This is a genomic window from Citrobacter sp. TBCP-5362, from assembly GCF_005406305.1.
GTDB lineage: Bacteria > Pseudomonadota > Gammaproteobacteria > Enterobacterales > Enterobacteriaceae > Citrobacter_B > Citrobacter_B koseri.
Window position 1 is genome coordinate 2,065,699 of the sequence record NZ_CP040234.1, and the last position, 15,278, is coordinate 2,080,976.

General features: G+C 46.9%; 17 protein-coding genes and 1 pseudogene. 11 read left to right on the forward strand and 7 right to left on the reverse strand.

Annotated features, from left to right (window positions below; all coding sequences use genetic code 11):
* Position 1: 1 nt before the first annotated feature.
* Genes FD428_RS09865 through FD428_RS09880 form a run of 4 tightly spaced genes read right to left on the reverse strand, consistent with a single transcriptional unit; the run spans position 2 to position 1,554 of the window.
* On the reverse strand, positions 2-337 hold the full coding sequence (locus FD428_RS09865) for a hypothetical protein (protein WP_114847831.1): 336 nt from the start codon (positions 335-337) through the stop codon (positions 2-4).
* Positions 338-371: 34 nt separating this feature from the next.
* Complete coding sequence (locus FD428_RS09870) at positions 372-731, reverse strand: acyl-CoA dehydrogenase (RefSeq protein WP_114847922.1); 360 nt, start codon at positions 729-731, stop codon at positions 372-374.
* A gap of 14 nt (positions 732-745) precedes the next feature.
* A complete protein-coding gene (locus tag FD428_RS09875) occupies positions 746-1,273 on the reverse strand; it encodes a hypothetical protein (protein ID WP_114847832.1) in 528 nt (175 codons plus the stop codon).
* An 11-nt stretch (positions 1,274-1,284) separates the two neighbouring features.
* Positions 1,285-1,554 carry a helix-turn-helix domain-containing protein gene (locus tag FD428_RS09880; RefSeq protein WP_114847833.1) on the reverse strand — a complete coding sequence of 90 codons (270 nt, stop codon included), beginning with the start codon at positions 1,552-1,554 and terminating at the stop codon, positions 1,285-1,287.
* Positions 1,555-1,675: 121 nt separating this feature from the next.
* On the opposite strand from FD428_RS09880, the gene FD428_RS09885 reads away from it, so the two are divergent.
* The 5 genes from FD428_RS09885 to FD428_RS09905 all read left to right on the forward strand — a co-directional run bounded on the left by FD428_RS09885 (position 1,676) and on the right by FD428_RS09905 (position 4,923).
* Positions 1,676-2,164 (forward strand): hypothetical protein, encoded by a 489-nt coding sequence (locus tag FD428_RS09885; protein WP_168190567.1) that lies wholly within the window; start codon positions 1,676-1,678, stop codon positions 2,162-2,164.
* Between the two features lie 355 nt (positions 2,165-2,519).
* Complete coding sequence (locus FD428_RS09890) at positions 2,520-2,912, forward strand: DUF2787 family protein (RefSeq protein ID WP_114847924.1); 393 nt, start codon at positions 2,520-2,522, stop codon at positions 2,910-2,912.
* A gap of 119 nt (positions 2,913-3,031) precedes the next feature.
* On the forward strand, positions 3,032-3,493 hold the full coding sequence (locus FD428_RS09895) for a hypothetical protein (RefSeq protein WP_114847925.1): 462 nt from the start codon (positions 3,032-3,034) through the stop codon (positions 3,491-3,493).
* Position 3,494: 1 nt separating this feature from the next.
* Entirely contained in the window at positions 3,495-3,947 is a 453-nt protein-coding gene (gene radC / locus FD428_RS09900) for a DNA repair protein RadC (RefSeq protein ID WP_114847834.1), read from the forward strand.
* Between the two features lie 46 nt (positions 3,948-3,993).
* Complete coding sequence (locus FD428_RS09905; RefSeq protein WP_114847835.1) at positions 3,994-4,923, forward strand: site-specific integrase; 930 nt, start codon at positions 3,994-3,996, stop codon at positions 4,921-4,923.
* Here the strand turns inward: FD428_RS09905 and FD428_RS09910 are convergent.
* Positions 4,910-5,524 carry a hypothetical protein gene (locus tag FD428_RS09910; RefSeq protein ID WP_114847836.1) on the reverse strand — a complete coding sequence of 205 codons (615 nt, stop codon included), beginning with the start codon at positions 5,522-5,524 and terminating at the stop codon, positions 4,910-4,912. The genes FD428_RS09905 and FD428_RS09910 overlap by 14 nt on opposite strands.
* 415 nt (positions 5,525-5,939) lie before the next feature.
* On the opposite strand from FD428_RS09910, the gene FD428_RS09915 reads away from it, so the two are divergent.
* From FD428_RS09915 to FD428_RS09930, 4 genes are all read left to right on the forward strand, one after another.
* On the forward strand, positions 5,940-6,389 hold the full coding sequence (locus FD428_RS09915) for a hypothetical protein (RefSeq protein ID WP_114847837.1): 450 nt from the start codon (positions 5,940-5,942) through the stop codon (positions 6,387-6,389).
* A gap of 515 nt (positions 6,390-6,904) precedes the next feature.
* Entirely contained in the window at positions 6,905-7,105 is a 201-nt protein-coding gene (locus tag FD428_RS09920) for an AlpA family transcriptional regulator (RefSeq protein WP_114847838.1), read from the forward strand.
* 111 nt (positions 7,106-7,216) lie between these two features.
* Positions 7,217-8,329 carry a hypothetical protein gene (locus tag FD428_RS09925; RefSeq protein ID WP_114847926.1) on the forward strand — a complete coding sequence of 371 codons (1,113 nt, stop codon included), beginning with the start codon at positions 7,217-7,219 and terminating at the stop codon, positions 8,327-8,329.
* Positions 8,330-8,962: 633 nt separating this feature from the next.
* On the forward strand, positions 8,963-10,435 hold the full coding sequence (locus tag FD428_RS09930; RefSeq protein WP_114847839.1) for a hypothetical protein: 1,473 nt from the start codon (positions 8,963-8,965) through the stop codon (positions 10,433-10,435).
* 176 nt (positions 10,436-10,611) lie between these two features.
* On the opposite strand, the pseudogene FD428_RS09935 reads toward FD428_RS09930, so the two are convergent.
* Positions 10,612-10,809 (reverse strand): annotated as a pseudogene (locus FD428_RS09935) (Tn3 family transposase); the annotation flags it as partial.
* 162 nt (positions 10,810-10,971) lie between these two features.
* Between FD428_RS09935 and FD428_RS09940 the strand changes: the two are divergent.
* Together FD428_RS09940 and FD428_RS09945 are read left to right on the forward strand one after the other, a co-directional pair.
* A complete protein-coding gene (locus FD428_RS09940) occupies positions 10,972-12,453 on the forward strand; it encodes a GIY-YIG nuclease family protein (RefSeq protein ID WP_114847840.1) in 1,482 nt (493 codons plus the stop codon).
* Position 12,454: 1 nt separating this feature from the next.
* Entirely contained in the window at positions 12,455-13,312 is an 858-nt protein-coding gene (locus tag FD428_RS09945) for a hypothetical protein (protein ID WP_114847841.1), read from the forward strand.
* Between the two features lie 684 nt (positions 13,313-13,996).
* Here the strand turns inward: FD428_RS09945 and FD428_RS09950 are convergent.
* Positions 13,997-15,145: an integrase arm-type DNA-binding domain-containing protein gene (locus FD428_RS09950; RefSeq protein ID WP_114847842.1), complete on the reverse strand. Its 1,149-nt coding sequence runs from the start codon at positions 15,143-15,145 to the stop codon at positions 13,997-13,999.
* Positions 15,146-15,278 lie beyond the last annotated feature (133 nt).

Below are 15,278 nucleotides of genomic sequence, written 5' to 3' on the forward strand. Positions count from 1 at the left end.
TTTATAAGCCATATACATTTATATAAAACTGCCCCTTTCCATCCTCTGTTTTCTGTACCCGGTACGTAATAGGTAATGAGTCTTTCATGTTTGGTTTGGCGAAAGTTAAATCGGCGGCGCACTGGTAGATATCAAGACCCGACTCATGACTTACCGTCCTGACGTTCTCGACCCAAATACGCACATCCTTATCTAGGGTCATTCCTTTCTCTATCGTTTTACGTGCTATATCAACGACCAGGTTCTTAGCGTCATCACTATTACATTTTGGTGTCTTATCGCCGCAGGCTACTATTAAACCCGCTGCAATCAGTAACAGAAGTATATTTATTTTCATTTGTTTTTTTCCTTCAAATCAAAGTGCCGTTTTATTAATTTTTGCTGTATTGACCATCCATTGCGCCTGCTGCCGAAGCCCCGCAGTATCCTTCGCAACCACGAGTCATAACGCTGGTTTTCCCATTTTTCATTTCACTCAGCACTGCAACACACTGACTGGAACTGTCGTTCCAGATCCAACGGCGTTTCTGATTCTCACCAGCAGCTATTTGTTGTGCTGTACCGTCCATGTTGCAGGTCCCTGAACCATCTTTGGTTGATGCGTTGATGCTGAACTCTGCATTACCATTCCCTGGTTTTAGCGTTAAGACAGCACCCGGCTTAGCGTATTGGGCTGCGATTGCCGGAAGGGCTAAGGCTGTCAGTACTAATGCAGTAACAATTCTCTTCATCATTAAATATCCTGTTAGCTGATACGAATGTTTTTGGTGATTTTCCCCAGTGCCGGCGGTCTGCGTTTTTCCACAAAGAAATACACAACGTTGAAAGCTGATTTACGGTGATTCCCCCGACCCAGGGAGGGCCAATTACGGAAAGATTCGATCTGTTCTTCTGAGTAGGGCGTGTCAGAGAAATCAAACAGCACAAGCAAGGCTTTGCCATCGTGCTTCATCAATTTCTTTACTTCTGTACTGTTGACTGTCGCGGAGACATTGGAACGTGCCGCAGTTGGTTTACGTACTGCAAACTCAACGGCTACATCATCAATGACAAAATCAATGTAACCGTGCCCGGATACAGTTCCTGGCAGCTTGCTTTTTACTTCCGGTGAGACGTTATCTGCAAACCAACCCAGCAAATAGCAACGTACCAGAGGCAGTAATTCCCGCTCGCTACATTCGTTCAGACGCAGGGTTTTGACGAACTCCCTGCGATAAAGAGAACTGAAAAAATACTCAAAGCATTCCGTTATTTCAGTGATGGTGGTTGCCATTACTACATCCTTTACCTGCTTTTAGTTCCGTTTTTAAGGGCATACCTTTCCGGCCATAATGCTTCCGGTGTGGTATCCAGAGCTCCGGCAATAATGCACTCAGCCCTGGGATAATGACGCTCTAAGGCGTTATTTAATGTCCGTGGCGCAAGGCCGTGACTGCGTGACAGTGACGCCAGCGTTAACCCTCGCTTGTGAAGTGCTGCCACAATATCGGCACGATGCCAGTTCCCTGAACTTCCTTTGCTTTGCTTTTTCTGCGATGCTGTTGAGTTACGCACAGTATTAACTCCATGGAATCAGTACATGGATATTAAATGCGAATAAAAGATACCTTTCAAGTTCTTTTGGTATCTATTTGTTGGTTTTCATATTAACGCATTGATATCTGGTGAAATTTATATGAGCAGCAAGAAAGCAGTATCGTCTATACCGACCCATCCTGAAGCTTCTGTTGAAGAGGGAAAAGACTGGCTGACAGCAGAGGAATTCACTCATGTTGAGGGGATGCCAGGCACTGCGCGTGGCGCCAGGATGCGCCTGGAGAAGCTGGCATCTCTGCACCCGGAAATACGTCGTAAAAGGACTGCCGGGAAAGGTGTGGTTTACCATATCAGCGCAGCCACAATGTCGCTTGATGATGAGAGAAACAGGGCTAAGGGTGAAGCGTTTACTATCACCGACAGCGATCGCCAGCTTAGCCTCTGGATACAGTTGTATCGCAATATGTCGCCAGCTTCGCGGGCGCAACTGATGGAGCAGGCCCTCAGGCTGGTAAAGGACGATCTGATGTCTCAGGGTCCTAATGTTTCTGAACTGGCGGTACAAATCATGAAGCTGCCCGAAGATGAGCGTAAGCGCCTCTTTGAAAAGCTGAACGGGAAGGTGTGATAGCGTCAGTTTTCCGCTATGCCAGACAGAAGGAACCACCCCGGAATCCTGACCTGTCTGACATGGCAGAATGGAAAGTATGCCATCACTTAATAATGAATAAAAACCTATTGTCAGTTATTTCATTTCTGAACCACATATTAGTTTCTTGGTGTTACTATTTGCATTGAAAGTGTATTTTTGGTATAATAATATTGTGGGTGAACTATATTTTCACCCAGTCAGTACGTTGTCATGCACTTACCATTTATTAGGTGATTAAACCCCACCTGTGCTGGTGCAAACATAACGTCTTATCAGAATATGTTGAACAGGAAAATCACTGATGAATATTGTCCATCAGGAAGGGCTAGCTATGCCCGTCGATCAGGAATTAATAAATATCATATTAAATGAAGCGGGAAATCCACCGCCGCATAAAGCCAGAATTACCGCTGTTAGTCTGTTATTTAAAGATCTGACTTACAGCGCCGAAACGGGCGGTTACCATCCTGTCGAAATACGGATTATTACACGCAATGACGAATGGTATTTTGATTACATTACCGACTTCAGTTATATGGGAGTGGTATACCCCGAACTGGAAAAGGAAATTGATATCAGCTGGAGTCAGCAATATGTCTTTCTTGCTCATGTTGGTGATCTGCCTGTTAATGCAGGAAGGGAGTTATTTGAACTCTGGCAATCCAACTTTATTCAGTATCACACCATGAACGTCTACACCATTACCGTCCTGTGGGAAAGCTAACCCCTCTGCACTAACTATCACTACTTTATGGGGAATTATCTGTGAGAACTGACAGAGGTATACGTGCGTCTCAACAGGGCGAACTGGACTGTCTTTGCGGTGCTTATTGCATGGTTAACATGCTGAGCTGGCTGTTTGACGGCAGGGTGAAACGACGCCCGTTAATGAACCGGCTTATTCAGACTTATCAGCAGCGCTGGCCTTTGCAGGAATGGCTGACTGAAGGGATTGAAGAAGACCGTTTAGACTGGCTGATAGCTCAGGTGTTGCAGAAAGGACATTACAGCCGCCAGTTTCCGGTTCAAATCACCAGACCCTTTGCCGGGAAGCGGGGATTATCAGACGGGCGGCTTTTCAGGGAAATGCAGCGGTTTCTGGACGTCACTGACTACTCCCGCCTGATTATGCTCAGCGACCAGTTTCACTGGTCCCTTCTGGTCAAAATGGATGAAGAAACGCTCTGCTTCTTCGACAGCAACGGGCGAACCACCATGCCACGTAAAGCTTTCTCCCTGCGTACTGGCGTAACCCGCCGCCAGCTGTTTCCCGACGCCATTTACTTCATTGAACGGGAGTTCTGAAATGACCCTATTTACCCAGCGTGAAACCCGTATCCTCGACCAGGCGCGTGACATTATCAGTAGATACTACCAGCGTGGGGTTCAGCTCTGCTCCCCTGATGATGTCCGGCGGTGTGTGATGGTTGAGCTGGCTCCGCTTGAACATGAAGAGTTTGGCATCATCCTGCTCGATAATCAGAATCAGCTGCTGCACCGCGAAATCCTGTTCAGGGGTACGCTAAACTCGGTCAGCGTTCACCCCCGTGAAGTTATCAAGCGTGTGCTGAAACATAACGCCGCCGCAGCCATCCTTGTCCACAACCACCCCAGCGGCGAGCCTGAACCCAGCCGCTGCGATATCAAGTTGACCAAAAAGCTTCAGGAGCTACTCGAAATGCTGGATGTGCGGTTACTTGATCACTTTATTGTGGCAGGAACTGAAACGGTGTCGATGGCTGAACGGGGGCTGGTGTGATGCTGAAAGTTACCTGGTTTAATGTACGTTATTGCGGGTTAGGCGCATGAACAGGGCTGCGTTACGTCAGGTCGTTTCGGTGGTACAAACCACCGTGCTGGACGCCTATATTGGCGGTCTGGCCCCCTCGGGGCGGAGAGGTATCATCAGCCTGTTAAACCGCTGCGCTGGCATACTTAAACACGGTGCGGATGCAGCAGACTATCCGTGGGAACAACTTAACTACGCCGCCGTAGCCAAAGTGCGCGCGGCACTGCTGGATGACGGTTACGCCGTGTCATCGGTCAACATGGCATTGTCAGCACTTCGGGGCGTAGCGCAGACGGCCTTTAACCTCAATTGCATGGATGCCGAAACGCTAGCACGTATCCGGTCAGTTAAGCGCGTGAGCGGCGATATCCAGCGCAAGGGAAGGGCGTTAGACAAGTCGGAGATCCGGGCGCTGATTCAGGCCGCAAAACAGCATCCGCAACCAGTACGGCACTGCCGTGATGTCGCTATTGTGCTGACGCTTTGCGGAACAGGCCTGCGGGCCGGGGAACTGGTTAAACTTGAGCGCCGGGACTATGACAATGGCATCCTGACGGTCAGGCAAGGGAAGGGGCGTAAATACCGTGAAATTCACGTGGCGGATGCGGTGGACAAGGCCATCCGCGCATGGCTGAAAGTTGGCGCAGATGAAGCTGACAGCGCACTGTTCAACCGTATCCAGCGCAACGGTAAGGTCGCCAGCCAGCCGCTGACTACGACCGGGTTAACGGGTATCCTGGCTGAGTTACAGCAAACGGCAGGTATAGCACGTTTCACCCCGCATGATATGCGGCGGACCTTCATTACCCGCTTACTGGAGCAGGGTGTGGATATCAACACCGTCCGCCAGTTGGCAGGTCACAGCGACATATCCACGACAACCCGCTATGACTGTCGTGGTGAGAGCATGAAAATCAGCGCCAGTAAACGCATCAGGTGTTTTTAGCTGTTGAGCCGTTGCCAGACTCGGCTTCATTTTTATCTTCAGCACTTAACCGCGCATACTTTTGATTCTGGACTTTAATCAGTGCATTGATATTTTCAGGCTGAAGCATCCACGCAACATCCTCACGCGCCCATTCTTTACCGTCAGAGAGACGTTTTAACCGGGGTTTCCATATTCCATACTCATTAAGTTTTTTTGCTACCGAAGCATATTTCTCACGATCTGACTCCCCTGTATGAAGCTTGTCAAAACGACCTTTTACAAGCTGGTAAACAGTGTTGATTTCCAGTGCCTTTGGGGACCTGGCCGGAACTATCATGGGGTGCTCCTCCAGCCCATAAATCCCGTTTAGCTCTCCCTCATTGAGCAGGTCATTAAACATGTGATTCACGCAGGCACTTAGCACATCCGCCGCTTTCTCTGCGTCGAATTTATCCGGGCTAAAACCCGCTCCCGTTAGTTTCCGGGCAATCAGTGCCAGTTTTTGCCGGGTATCCCGTCCCAGATAAAGCTTCTTCTCCAGAAATTCAAAGACCTCGTTACTGCTTTTCCGTTCCCGGTGGCATTTAGCGTCAGCCTTGTTGCTTTGGTTACCAATCATCGTCACCTCCGTGACAGTTATTTGTACGAAATATCATCATTGAGCCTCAGTGAGCATTGCGTCTTTATATGACCATTCTGGAGGCAGAAATAGGTGCTCTCGAATGACATCCACTTGAAAGATGCCCTTAACCTGCTCAACGAAGGCATCGTTGGGCGAATCCTTGCGTTTTTTGGTGGTTGTAAACAAAGCCTTCCAAAAACAGCTTATAAGGAGCACAGGTATGAACACCCACCGTAATCACTGTAAAAACGAGATTCATCGTATGACATAAGGAACTGTAACCACAATGAACCAACGCATTAAGAAAGGTTTATTTTCCGCGCTGTGACGCTACTTGATAGCAAAAAATTAGCTTACCTAGAAACTAATATTGATTTAAGGGCCAACATCCAACTGTTGGCGGAGGAGTAAAATGAAAACGATTAAACGTGAAACTTCTGCATCCACAATAAAGTTAACGCCGTGGTTTGAAACTATGGGGCAACAGATTGGTTTATCGCAACGCACCATCGATGCCATTATAGCGGATAATCAGTCGCGGATAAGAAAGCTCAATAAGGAAGGATCCCGACACGTTCGTATCAGTATGGAGGATCATGAAAACTACAAACAAGTTGCGTGGGGGATTGGAGGGGCCGGCCAGTTAGCAATGATACTACAGAGGTGCACATACATTCCTTGTGGAAGTCAGGCCTGTTCACAGTGTGTTACAGCAAAACAACTACACCAGCAAGCTATTGATTTATACGGTGATTTTAATATTCATCGCAACCATGTTATCGTCAGGTACAGCAGCACAGATTTGTCGGCGGGTGATTTGCTCGATATGCATAACCTTTCATGGTCTCATAATGGTAGGTAGTTATTGCTAACAACACCTTTAAGTTGATTAAATAAACAGTTCCCCGTTGATGCAGCTGTTAGCGGGGAAACTTAAGTGCTACGGGTAATTCCTTGCCTGTAGTTCTTATGAGCCTGCCATCACAATTTCTCATGTAACTTTCCAGCATTTTTACCCAGCCAAATTTTATCAAGGCAATCATTTCGCCTGCATTCGATGACCCTTCCAGTCGTTATTAAATTCAACTCCTGTTCATTACATGTGATTTTCTGTTTTCCCACTCCAAAGAGCGCTATTTTTTCTCAGCATAATAATCGCCATTTCTATATTTTTTTGGTTGTTATTTAACCGTTGAGCCTCAGTGGGTGTGGCGTGATTTAATGGTCATTATTGGGATGATTTATGTCGTCCCATGACGTACTAATTTCGAAAGAAAGCCAAAGATTGACGTCTGTAGCCCAATCCGAAGCAAATCCTTGAGATTTTTCATGCTTGTAAATAGCGCAGCTCCTGAAACAGCTCAAAGGAGCACAAGTATGAACACCAACCGTATTCTCCGCAAAAAAGAAGTTCTTCACCTGACCGGGATCTCCACCGCCACGATGTACCGACTCATAGCTAAAGGAGATTTTCCAAAATCTAAGAAACTGACTGGAGACAGTGGGCGGGCAGTGGGATGGGAATCAAATGAAATTCAAAGCTGGATTGAGTCGCGCGGGATTAGCACTACGCAGTGATCTGTAAGCCTTATCCAACCCCTGACACACCAACCATATAACCAATAACAGTGATGATACCTGCATATGAAAGGGGGGCACTGTTACTGCTATGAGCTATCGGAACAGAATATGACGCAACAATTTAATCGTAAACGGGTAACATCCTTACGTGACAAAACCTCACTTGGAGTTAATGGTGCAGGCCAGTCTACGCATGGCAGTATAGACAAAATAGCATGGGTAACGGACATGCATGTCCAGGAAGAGAATCAGATACTCAGACAGCGTTTGTTTAGCCTCGCTTCAGGTGGGCGCTACCTGATCAAAGTTCGACCGGCTGGTAAGTATGAGTGTGGCGGGCACTATCGCTGGGTGGTGGAAATCCGACTGAAAGCTAAATCGCGCAAGCACCCCATATTGCTGGCAATCCATTTTGCCCCAACCAGTAGTCAGCGTGGATTTCAGCGAATGGAACTTAGTCCCCAGCACTATTCTGCGAAACAGATAACGGACTTGTTTGTGTGGCTGGGGCGGAAGGGACGCATCGGCAAGTATCTATATCGGGGATTACGTAATGCCTGGATAACAACTATTCATTACGCGCTGGATGTGGTGGGAATGAAGATCCACGACTATTTAATCAGGCTGGTTGGTGCAAGGAGCGGCGACTTTAATGATTTGCATGGAGAGCAGGAAGGATTACGGCTGGGGTCTACGACTATCGTCGCGTCAATATATGAAAAGGCCGATGCTCCGGGTGTGGCAACTGAGAGAAGGTATGAACAAGCTGTCCTTCTGCTTAATGAGCAACAGTTCCGACGGTTTCTGCGACTGGAATTGCGTTTATCACCCGGCAAGCAAAAGCTCATGCTGAACAACCTGCTAAACATGGAGAATCTGGTATCTAAACTCGCATTTTATGACCGTAACGCGCTGGTAGATTCTGAGCTTGAACCTGATTTTTCTCGCCTGCTACGTGAATATGTCCCTTACCCGGTTGCCAGAGCGGATTACCAGCCTTCTGCCAGCCTGAATGGTAAGCAGGTCAGCCCGGCAAAAAAAGCTGCTGATAAGCGCGTTGATAAACTCATGGAGCGCTACCGTGTGGAATTATTCGATTCAGAGGCTGTATGGGCTATGTTACCGCTTGTTGTGGCAAAACTTGGGATTCTCGCGCAACCGCAATACTGGCAATTTAAGCATCGCCAGAAGTGGCTTCAGTTGCGACTGAACGACGGGTAATGGCAGTTGGGCAGGGATGCCGTTTGTTTTCATGGTATGGTAATGGCAGATATGTTGAATCAGAAACCTGAAAATGAAGGTTTTAAACCGCCCATCGTTGCAGGATTTTGGTGTGACAGACCAGCTAACTACCGCTGCTGTTTAGTGTCAGATTCGCACCTCGTACAATGGTAGGGGAAAACCGCCTATGGTTTTCCCTGACTCTGACAATTGCAAGGAGCGGCGGTTTTGAGCAAATTCGAGGTATCAAAAGAATAAAACCAGAGAATAACATGCGTCTACAACCGCTATTGAATATCACCGGGAGGAAGTTGTACCGCTTAATAACCGGTAACTTTTTACGTATCCGCTAATCCCATTCTGACCAAGCTGATATTTAATCGCTATTTACGTCTACAAGGTATATAGACGTATCTATTATGCTCTGTATACACTCTATCTCTATATTACTGTATATATGTCATTACATACTATAGCCATTATCCAGTATCAGCTATCATGAGGCTCCAGCCTCCAATATTATTATCATTATCCAGCATCTGAACCTTGTTGGGTTCACACAAGATTTGCGTAATTCAGTTGTAAATAAATGGGGTCAGGGCATGGTGCTCTGTCCATATATACAGGTGAATTATGAAGCCATACATTACGCATAACAATATTCTTGTGACAGATTCAACGCTGGACTATTTCAAGTCGGTCGTTTTCAGTGTTCCTTATAATGGTGTACCAAGTCTGCGGCGTCCATTTTATCGTAATATAGCAGTATTTCTTCAGCATGTTATATGTGTCGCTACCTGTAGCCGTAAGAATAGGAAAAAAGCAAAGATTAAAGCGAATAAAAAATGGTCTTATTCTGTGCCAGTACCATTTGAGCTGGGTAGGGATAAACTTCCCGGAGTATTTAAGAAAAGTGGGCCAGCCTATGAACGTGCAATGGAGGCACTGGCAAGCGCGGGAATTATCAAGCTAACCGGGTATTCAAATACTAACCATTTATGCCGGGAATATGCTGTTTCTCAACGTGTTCTGCGTAAGTTGTTTGGCAACGACCGCGAGGCATACCTTAGCCGCCAGGATCGTTACCATTATCTGACTGACATTTTCACCAAGCGTAAAAGCTACTCATTTGATGAACTGATTGGGATTGCCATTGATCGTGGGCAGCATGCCAAACATGAGCAGTCTAAACGCGATATCCCTAACGCTGCTTTCAGGGAACGGGTTGTGAGTGTATGGGACAACCTTGAGCCGCTTGAAATCAATCTGGATGCATTGCTGGATTACTATAATGAGAATCCCACGAAAAAGAACAAAATATTCATTTTCAACTTCCTGTCGCGACTGGCTGAAACAGGCGTGGATTTGGTGAAGGAGTCACCGTTAACGGTTTCTTACAGGCAATCGTATAAAACCGCGTACATTGGCGGAAGATCCTTTGAGGTTGGCACTGGCTTTCAAAGTCTACCGTCTGACATGAAGTGGGCGTGTCTGGCGCGTGGTGTGAACTATGACATCAAGGGATGCCAGCTTGAGATACTACGACATGAGTTGTTGAGTATTGGCATTTCGGCCAAGTCGCTGGAGGTGCTGGAAACGGGCTATATCTGCCGGGTATTACGTGTTGCTGAAGAACTGGTGAAACAATTCCGGTTTTCCAGTGTATTCAACGCTGGGTTCGTTACGCTATCGCTTAAATCCAGTACCCGACGCTTGTTGAATCGTGGGCTAGGTAAGGTAGAAGCAAAGCGAGTACTGAAACGCTGGAAGCACCTTCTGGAACCCCTGAGGCGAGATCTGGCTTTACTGCTGGATCATTATGAAGGCACTGCTAAAACCAATCGTTACGGTAAATGCGTTACCAACGCGGTAGGGCAATCTTTCAACATTACCTACAAAGATGTGGCAGCGCGTAAACGCAGGAAGTCAGATGTGATGCGCCGAAAGCTGTTGTCGCACATGTTACAGGGGCTGGAAAGTCAGGCTGTATACGATTACGTTGCCAGCCATAAGGGTGTTTGCGCACTGGAGCACGATGGGTTTGTTTCATATGAGGAGGTAACGGACTGGTCACATCCATACCTGTTGATTGAGAAAAAACATTAGGGAAGGTTATGTCATTTACTGTCCGGGGAGTTGGGCTGCTTTGAGCGATTAGCAGATGTTGCCTGTTATGGAAACCGTAAGCCCCTTCCCCATAGAGGAACATGGTCTGGTAAAAGTGTAACGATATTACACCCGGTTATTTAGGGGGCCGCTTGGAAAACGGAAATTATCCCACGTTAAGACTGCTTTTTGTACAATTTGGCATCGACTGTGCGTAATGGCTGATATTTCCCGGATCCCAGCTTAAGATTATTACACCAGACGTAATCTCCACTTAGATTGATATGTTCCCAACCCAGGGGAGAAAGATGAGATACCAGTTGCTCATTAATCGGGATGCCTTTTCGTTTCAATGACTCAATGGCTCTTTCTATAGATGCATGGCTGGCGATTCCAACGTAGAATCAACTCAAACTTGATAAAATCAACAGATTGATTACCCGTAACGGACCTGAACACCTTCACTCGGAGCCTGCCATTCGAGTGCTTTCGTTATTTTATAGGCCTTTCATCCACAGCTAGAGAGACACACCATTATGTCATCACCTACCATGGTTCAGGAATACCCGGAACTCAATACTCTTAACCCCCTGCTGAACAGTATTGTTGATAAAACCGTTGATAATGTTGCACGAAAACTGATTGGCGGTTTTCGTAATAAACGAAATTCTCAACCGAATGCCAAGGCCCCCAACTTCAGTACAACGGTGGATGATACGCTTAACGCCACGTCGTCTGCGAGTGTGCTTGCCGTAGCGAATCGGGGTGTTCAGTGGAAGGAAATGATAAGCAAAAGTTTCACTCATGGCATTTCATCTATTTCCACCATGAAGTTTGATGGCCAGTTCACGATCAAGAATGGTGTGCCGGAAGGCCTGAAAGATGTTCCTAATTCCCCGGGTGTCTATGTGGTTTATGACAGCGCCGGTGAGGTACGGTATATCGGCGATGCTAAGGATTTACAGAAACGGTGGCATGCCGGGCATCTTAATGAAAATAAAAACGCCAAAAAGAATGGCACCGAATACAAAATGGAGGCGGAGTTTGAAGAGGGCTGCACCGTCAAATTTATGGTGATGGATTCAGCAGAGACGGCTGCAGCGGTCGAGGCTAACATTTTAAAAAATGAGAAACCCCCGGTAAATAAGAAAGAAGAGCTGTGTAAAGAACAGGGTACGCGTTCTAATATCGAAGCAAAAAAAATGAAAGATGCGGCAAACGAGGCGGGAGGTCTGGCCTTTGGCGCAGGGAAAGAGGCATTAAAAAATGTCGGGTGGGATGTGTTTGAAACGCTCAGTACCACGATGATTAAAGCATTGAAGGATGAAGTTGTTGACCTGTTTATCACACAGAAAGCGCAGGTGAAAATCCGTCTGAAACGCTTTTTTGATAAAATATGGCAGGTTATCGTTAACCTGATAAAAGCCCCGTTAAATCTGCTTAGAGGTTTATTCGAGTTCGTGTTAAATGCACTGTCTCAGGCCATCGGCAAAATTTATCAGTTAGCAAAAAATATCTATGATCTGGGCATGGCGGCACTCTCGCTGATGAAGGGTAGCAAAACCATGACCATGGAAGAAACCATCTATAAAGTCTCTGAGGTCATAATCACCAGCGGGACTCTGGTGTTCTGGGACGCGGTTGAACCGGTGATTGAATCCGGTATGGTGGCTCTTTTTGCTCCACTGGCTCCCTTTGCCCCTTATATTTCTGCCTCCCTGTGCGCGATGGGATTTGGGCTGAGCAGTTACCTCTTGGCCGATATCGTCCCTAAAGCCGTCAGCCTGATACTCTCAACGGAACCTGCCTATACCGCAAAAGGACGGGAGGCTTTCCAGCAGTTGATTACTAACCATGAAAGCAGTGTGGGTATGGTGGCTGAACTGCAAAAATATGCAGGTAGCACGGTGAATCTGATGAGTGAAACCCGGGAGCATACTGCAGAACTGAACAATGATGTCATCAGACTGACTCGTTTCTCTCTTGCCGAAGAGATTAAAAAGCTGGGAGCGCACTAATATGACGGTTGTCACGATTGTTGAGAAGAACAAAGATCCCAGCATCGCCAGTTTCAAAAAAAATCTCCACGAAATAGGCAAAAAGCTGAAAGAGGAACAAGAGAGAAGTAAAGGGATACAAAAAGCGGCAGATGACTTCAATAATCGTGGTTTTTTGGGGCGTTGGGCTGGCAGTCTCACCTCGAGTAATGACACTGACTTAGCGACGATGATTGCAAACCTGGGCGGCAGTCTGAATATCACCCAGGAAGTGATCGAGTGTTTATTACAAATCCAGTCAGAAAAAAATGTCGTGCTAAAAGAGTTTCATCTGGCGTTAATGAATACGATTCGAGACTTGAAACACAACGACACGATGCTGGATCTCAGCAGCCGCGAAAACTCACTGGCTATTCTTGAACATCTGAAATCCCAGGTGGAAGACAAACTGGAACAGGCACAGCGTGTCGAGGAACATGAAGAGGAGATTAACCGGTTACAGTCATTGAGCTGGCAGCAGCAGGAGATACTTCAACGTTTGCAGGCAAGTCAGGATGAGCACGCAACACAGCTTGCCCTCCTGAAGCAGGTTGTCCCAAAATTCGAGCGACAGCAGCAGGAGCAATGGCAACAGTCAGGGAAGCTGGCTCTGGCCCTTGAAGAGCAGGCGGATCAGTACCAGCAACAGTTGGCCTTACTGATGGACAAGCTGACCTTGCAGGAAAACGTCGCAACAGGCATGGCAGCGCGGGTCAGCGAATTAGAGAAGACGTCTCGATTAAAACGTGCAGGACTGCGCGATTACTTGCTGTTTGCGACTAGCGCTCTTGCCGCCGGACTGGTCGTTATCGAAGTGATGCGTTTTAACGGCGTTATTTAACGGCGAGGTTTACACATCTATCTCCGCTGGGATGGGAACACATCAACCTGAGTGGAGATTGCGTCTGGCGAACAAACCTCAAGTTGGGACAGGGAAAATACCGTTCGTTATGCTCAGTAGATAGCAATCTGTACAAAAAATAGGCTTAACGTATGATGTTTTCCGTTTTCCAAGTGGACCCCATTTAGAACCATTTAAGCAGCGGTAAACAGCGGTAAACAGCGGTCATTCGGTCTGAGTGTCTCAAAGTTTTTGAAACATATGGACATTGCTAATGAGCCAGCTGTTAGACATTCCTATCGAGCCTTAATAATCTATATAACAGCAAAGTTGTAATGTCCGTTCTGGGCTAGGTTTAAGACGTCCGTCACGAGATTTACCATCAAGGGATTCTGATAACGGCCCATGCAGCGGAGTTTTTTACTTTGGATGACGTCAACCGACTTAAAATCATTCAGGGTGTTGTCGACCGGCACCTGACAACGCAGATGGCCGCGTAGCGCCAGGGTACCTCCTATCAGCTAAATCAAGCCAGGGTATGTGAAAATTTCGGTTGCTTGATAATGAGGTTAATCAACATCCGTTATTCATGCTTTATACATAATATAGGTTGAATTGTAGGTTATTTTAAATAATCACAAATTTAATATATTAATCAACGGTGAAACACCAACGCATCAGCGTTTACGAAACATCAGTACTGCTTACCCATACATCAAGCTTATCTGCCCATTCCTGCATCATCACTTCACGTTCACCAAGATAGGTCGCATGGTTATATGTGCGACGAACATTAGCATCTGGCCGATAACCCATCTCATTTAAACGCGTACTCCCTGTAGTTCTGGTGGCATGGGGGCTATAAGTGCCACTCCAGCCGAGATTTTTAAGTAGCTGGCGCAGCGAGTGCGATGTCATTGGCCCTAGCGGATTATCTCTGCCCGGGAAAAGGTGCTGCCGATGCCCGGTTAACCCCTGTAGTGTTCTGAGCATTTTGACAGCTTGGAAGGGTAGGGGAATAACGTGTTCTCTGCGGGCTTTCATTCGCGCTGCCGGAATGGTCCATAGGGCGTTATCAAGATCGAATTCTTTCCATTCTGCTTCGGTGGCTTCTGCAGGACGCGCCAATGTCCACCACATAAGCCACATGCAATAGTTAACCTGATACGAGCCACGACTATTGTCAAAACAGCTTAATAACGTTCCGATTTGCTGAGGATTTAGTGCTTGTTTATGCTGTGTCTTATTGGCCGGAAGAGCTTTGCGCACGGGCCAGACAGGATCACTATCAGCTCTAAGTGTCGCGACTGCCAACTCAAAAACTGATGAAATGGTGCGACGGGCTTCAGCGGCAACTGTTGGCGCTCCTCGTTTAGCCGTTTCCTGAAGAATTTTAAGTATATGGTGTGGAGTGATCTCTCTGACTGGGAGCTTACCGATTGCGGGAAAAACCACACGTTCAAGCATATCCAGTCGCCGCGTTTTGGTAATTTCGGCCCAGTCTTTCATCTGCAACCACTCTTTGGCGATCAGCTCAAAGGTGTTGGATGCGTCGTTGACCTTGCGAATCTTATCTAACTGACGAGCCTGTGTTGGGCTAACTCCATCCGCGACCTGCTTTCGCGCTTGCTCGCATTTCTCGCGGGCTTCGGCAAGTTTGACCGTCGGGTACTCACCTAGTGCAAACATGCTGGATTTACCGTTGAGTTTAAACCGATAACGCCAGGCCTTTTTGCCATTGGGCTTCACTTCCAGGTAGAGACCGTTGAAATCATTAAGTCGATAGAGTTTTTCTTTCGGCTTGGCAGTGCGGCATTGTGTATCGGTGAGCATAACGGGGCCCTGTTTATTTATTATACCGTTATTGTACTCACTTAAAATGAAGATGGAAGAATATTGTACTCATCCATGTACTCATTTTTGACAGCGTTGTTACGAGATGAGTTGAGACATTATGAAATGAAAA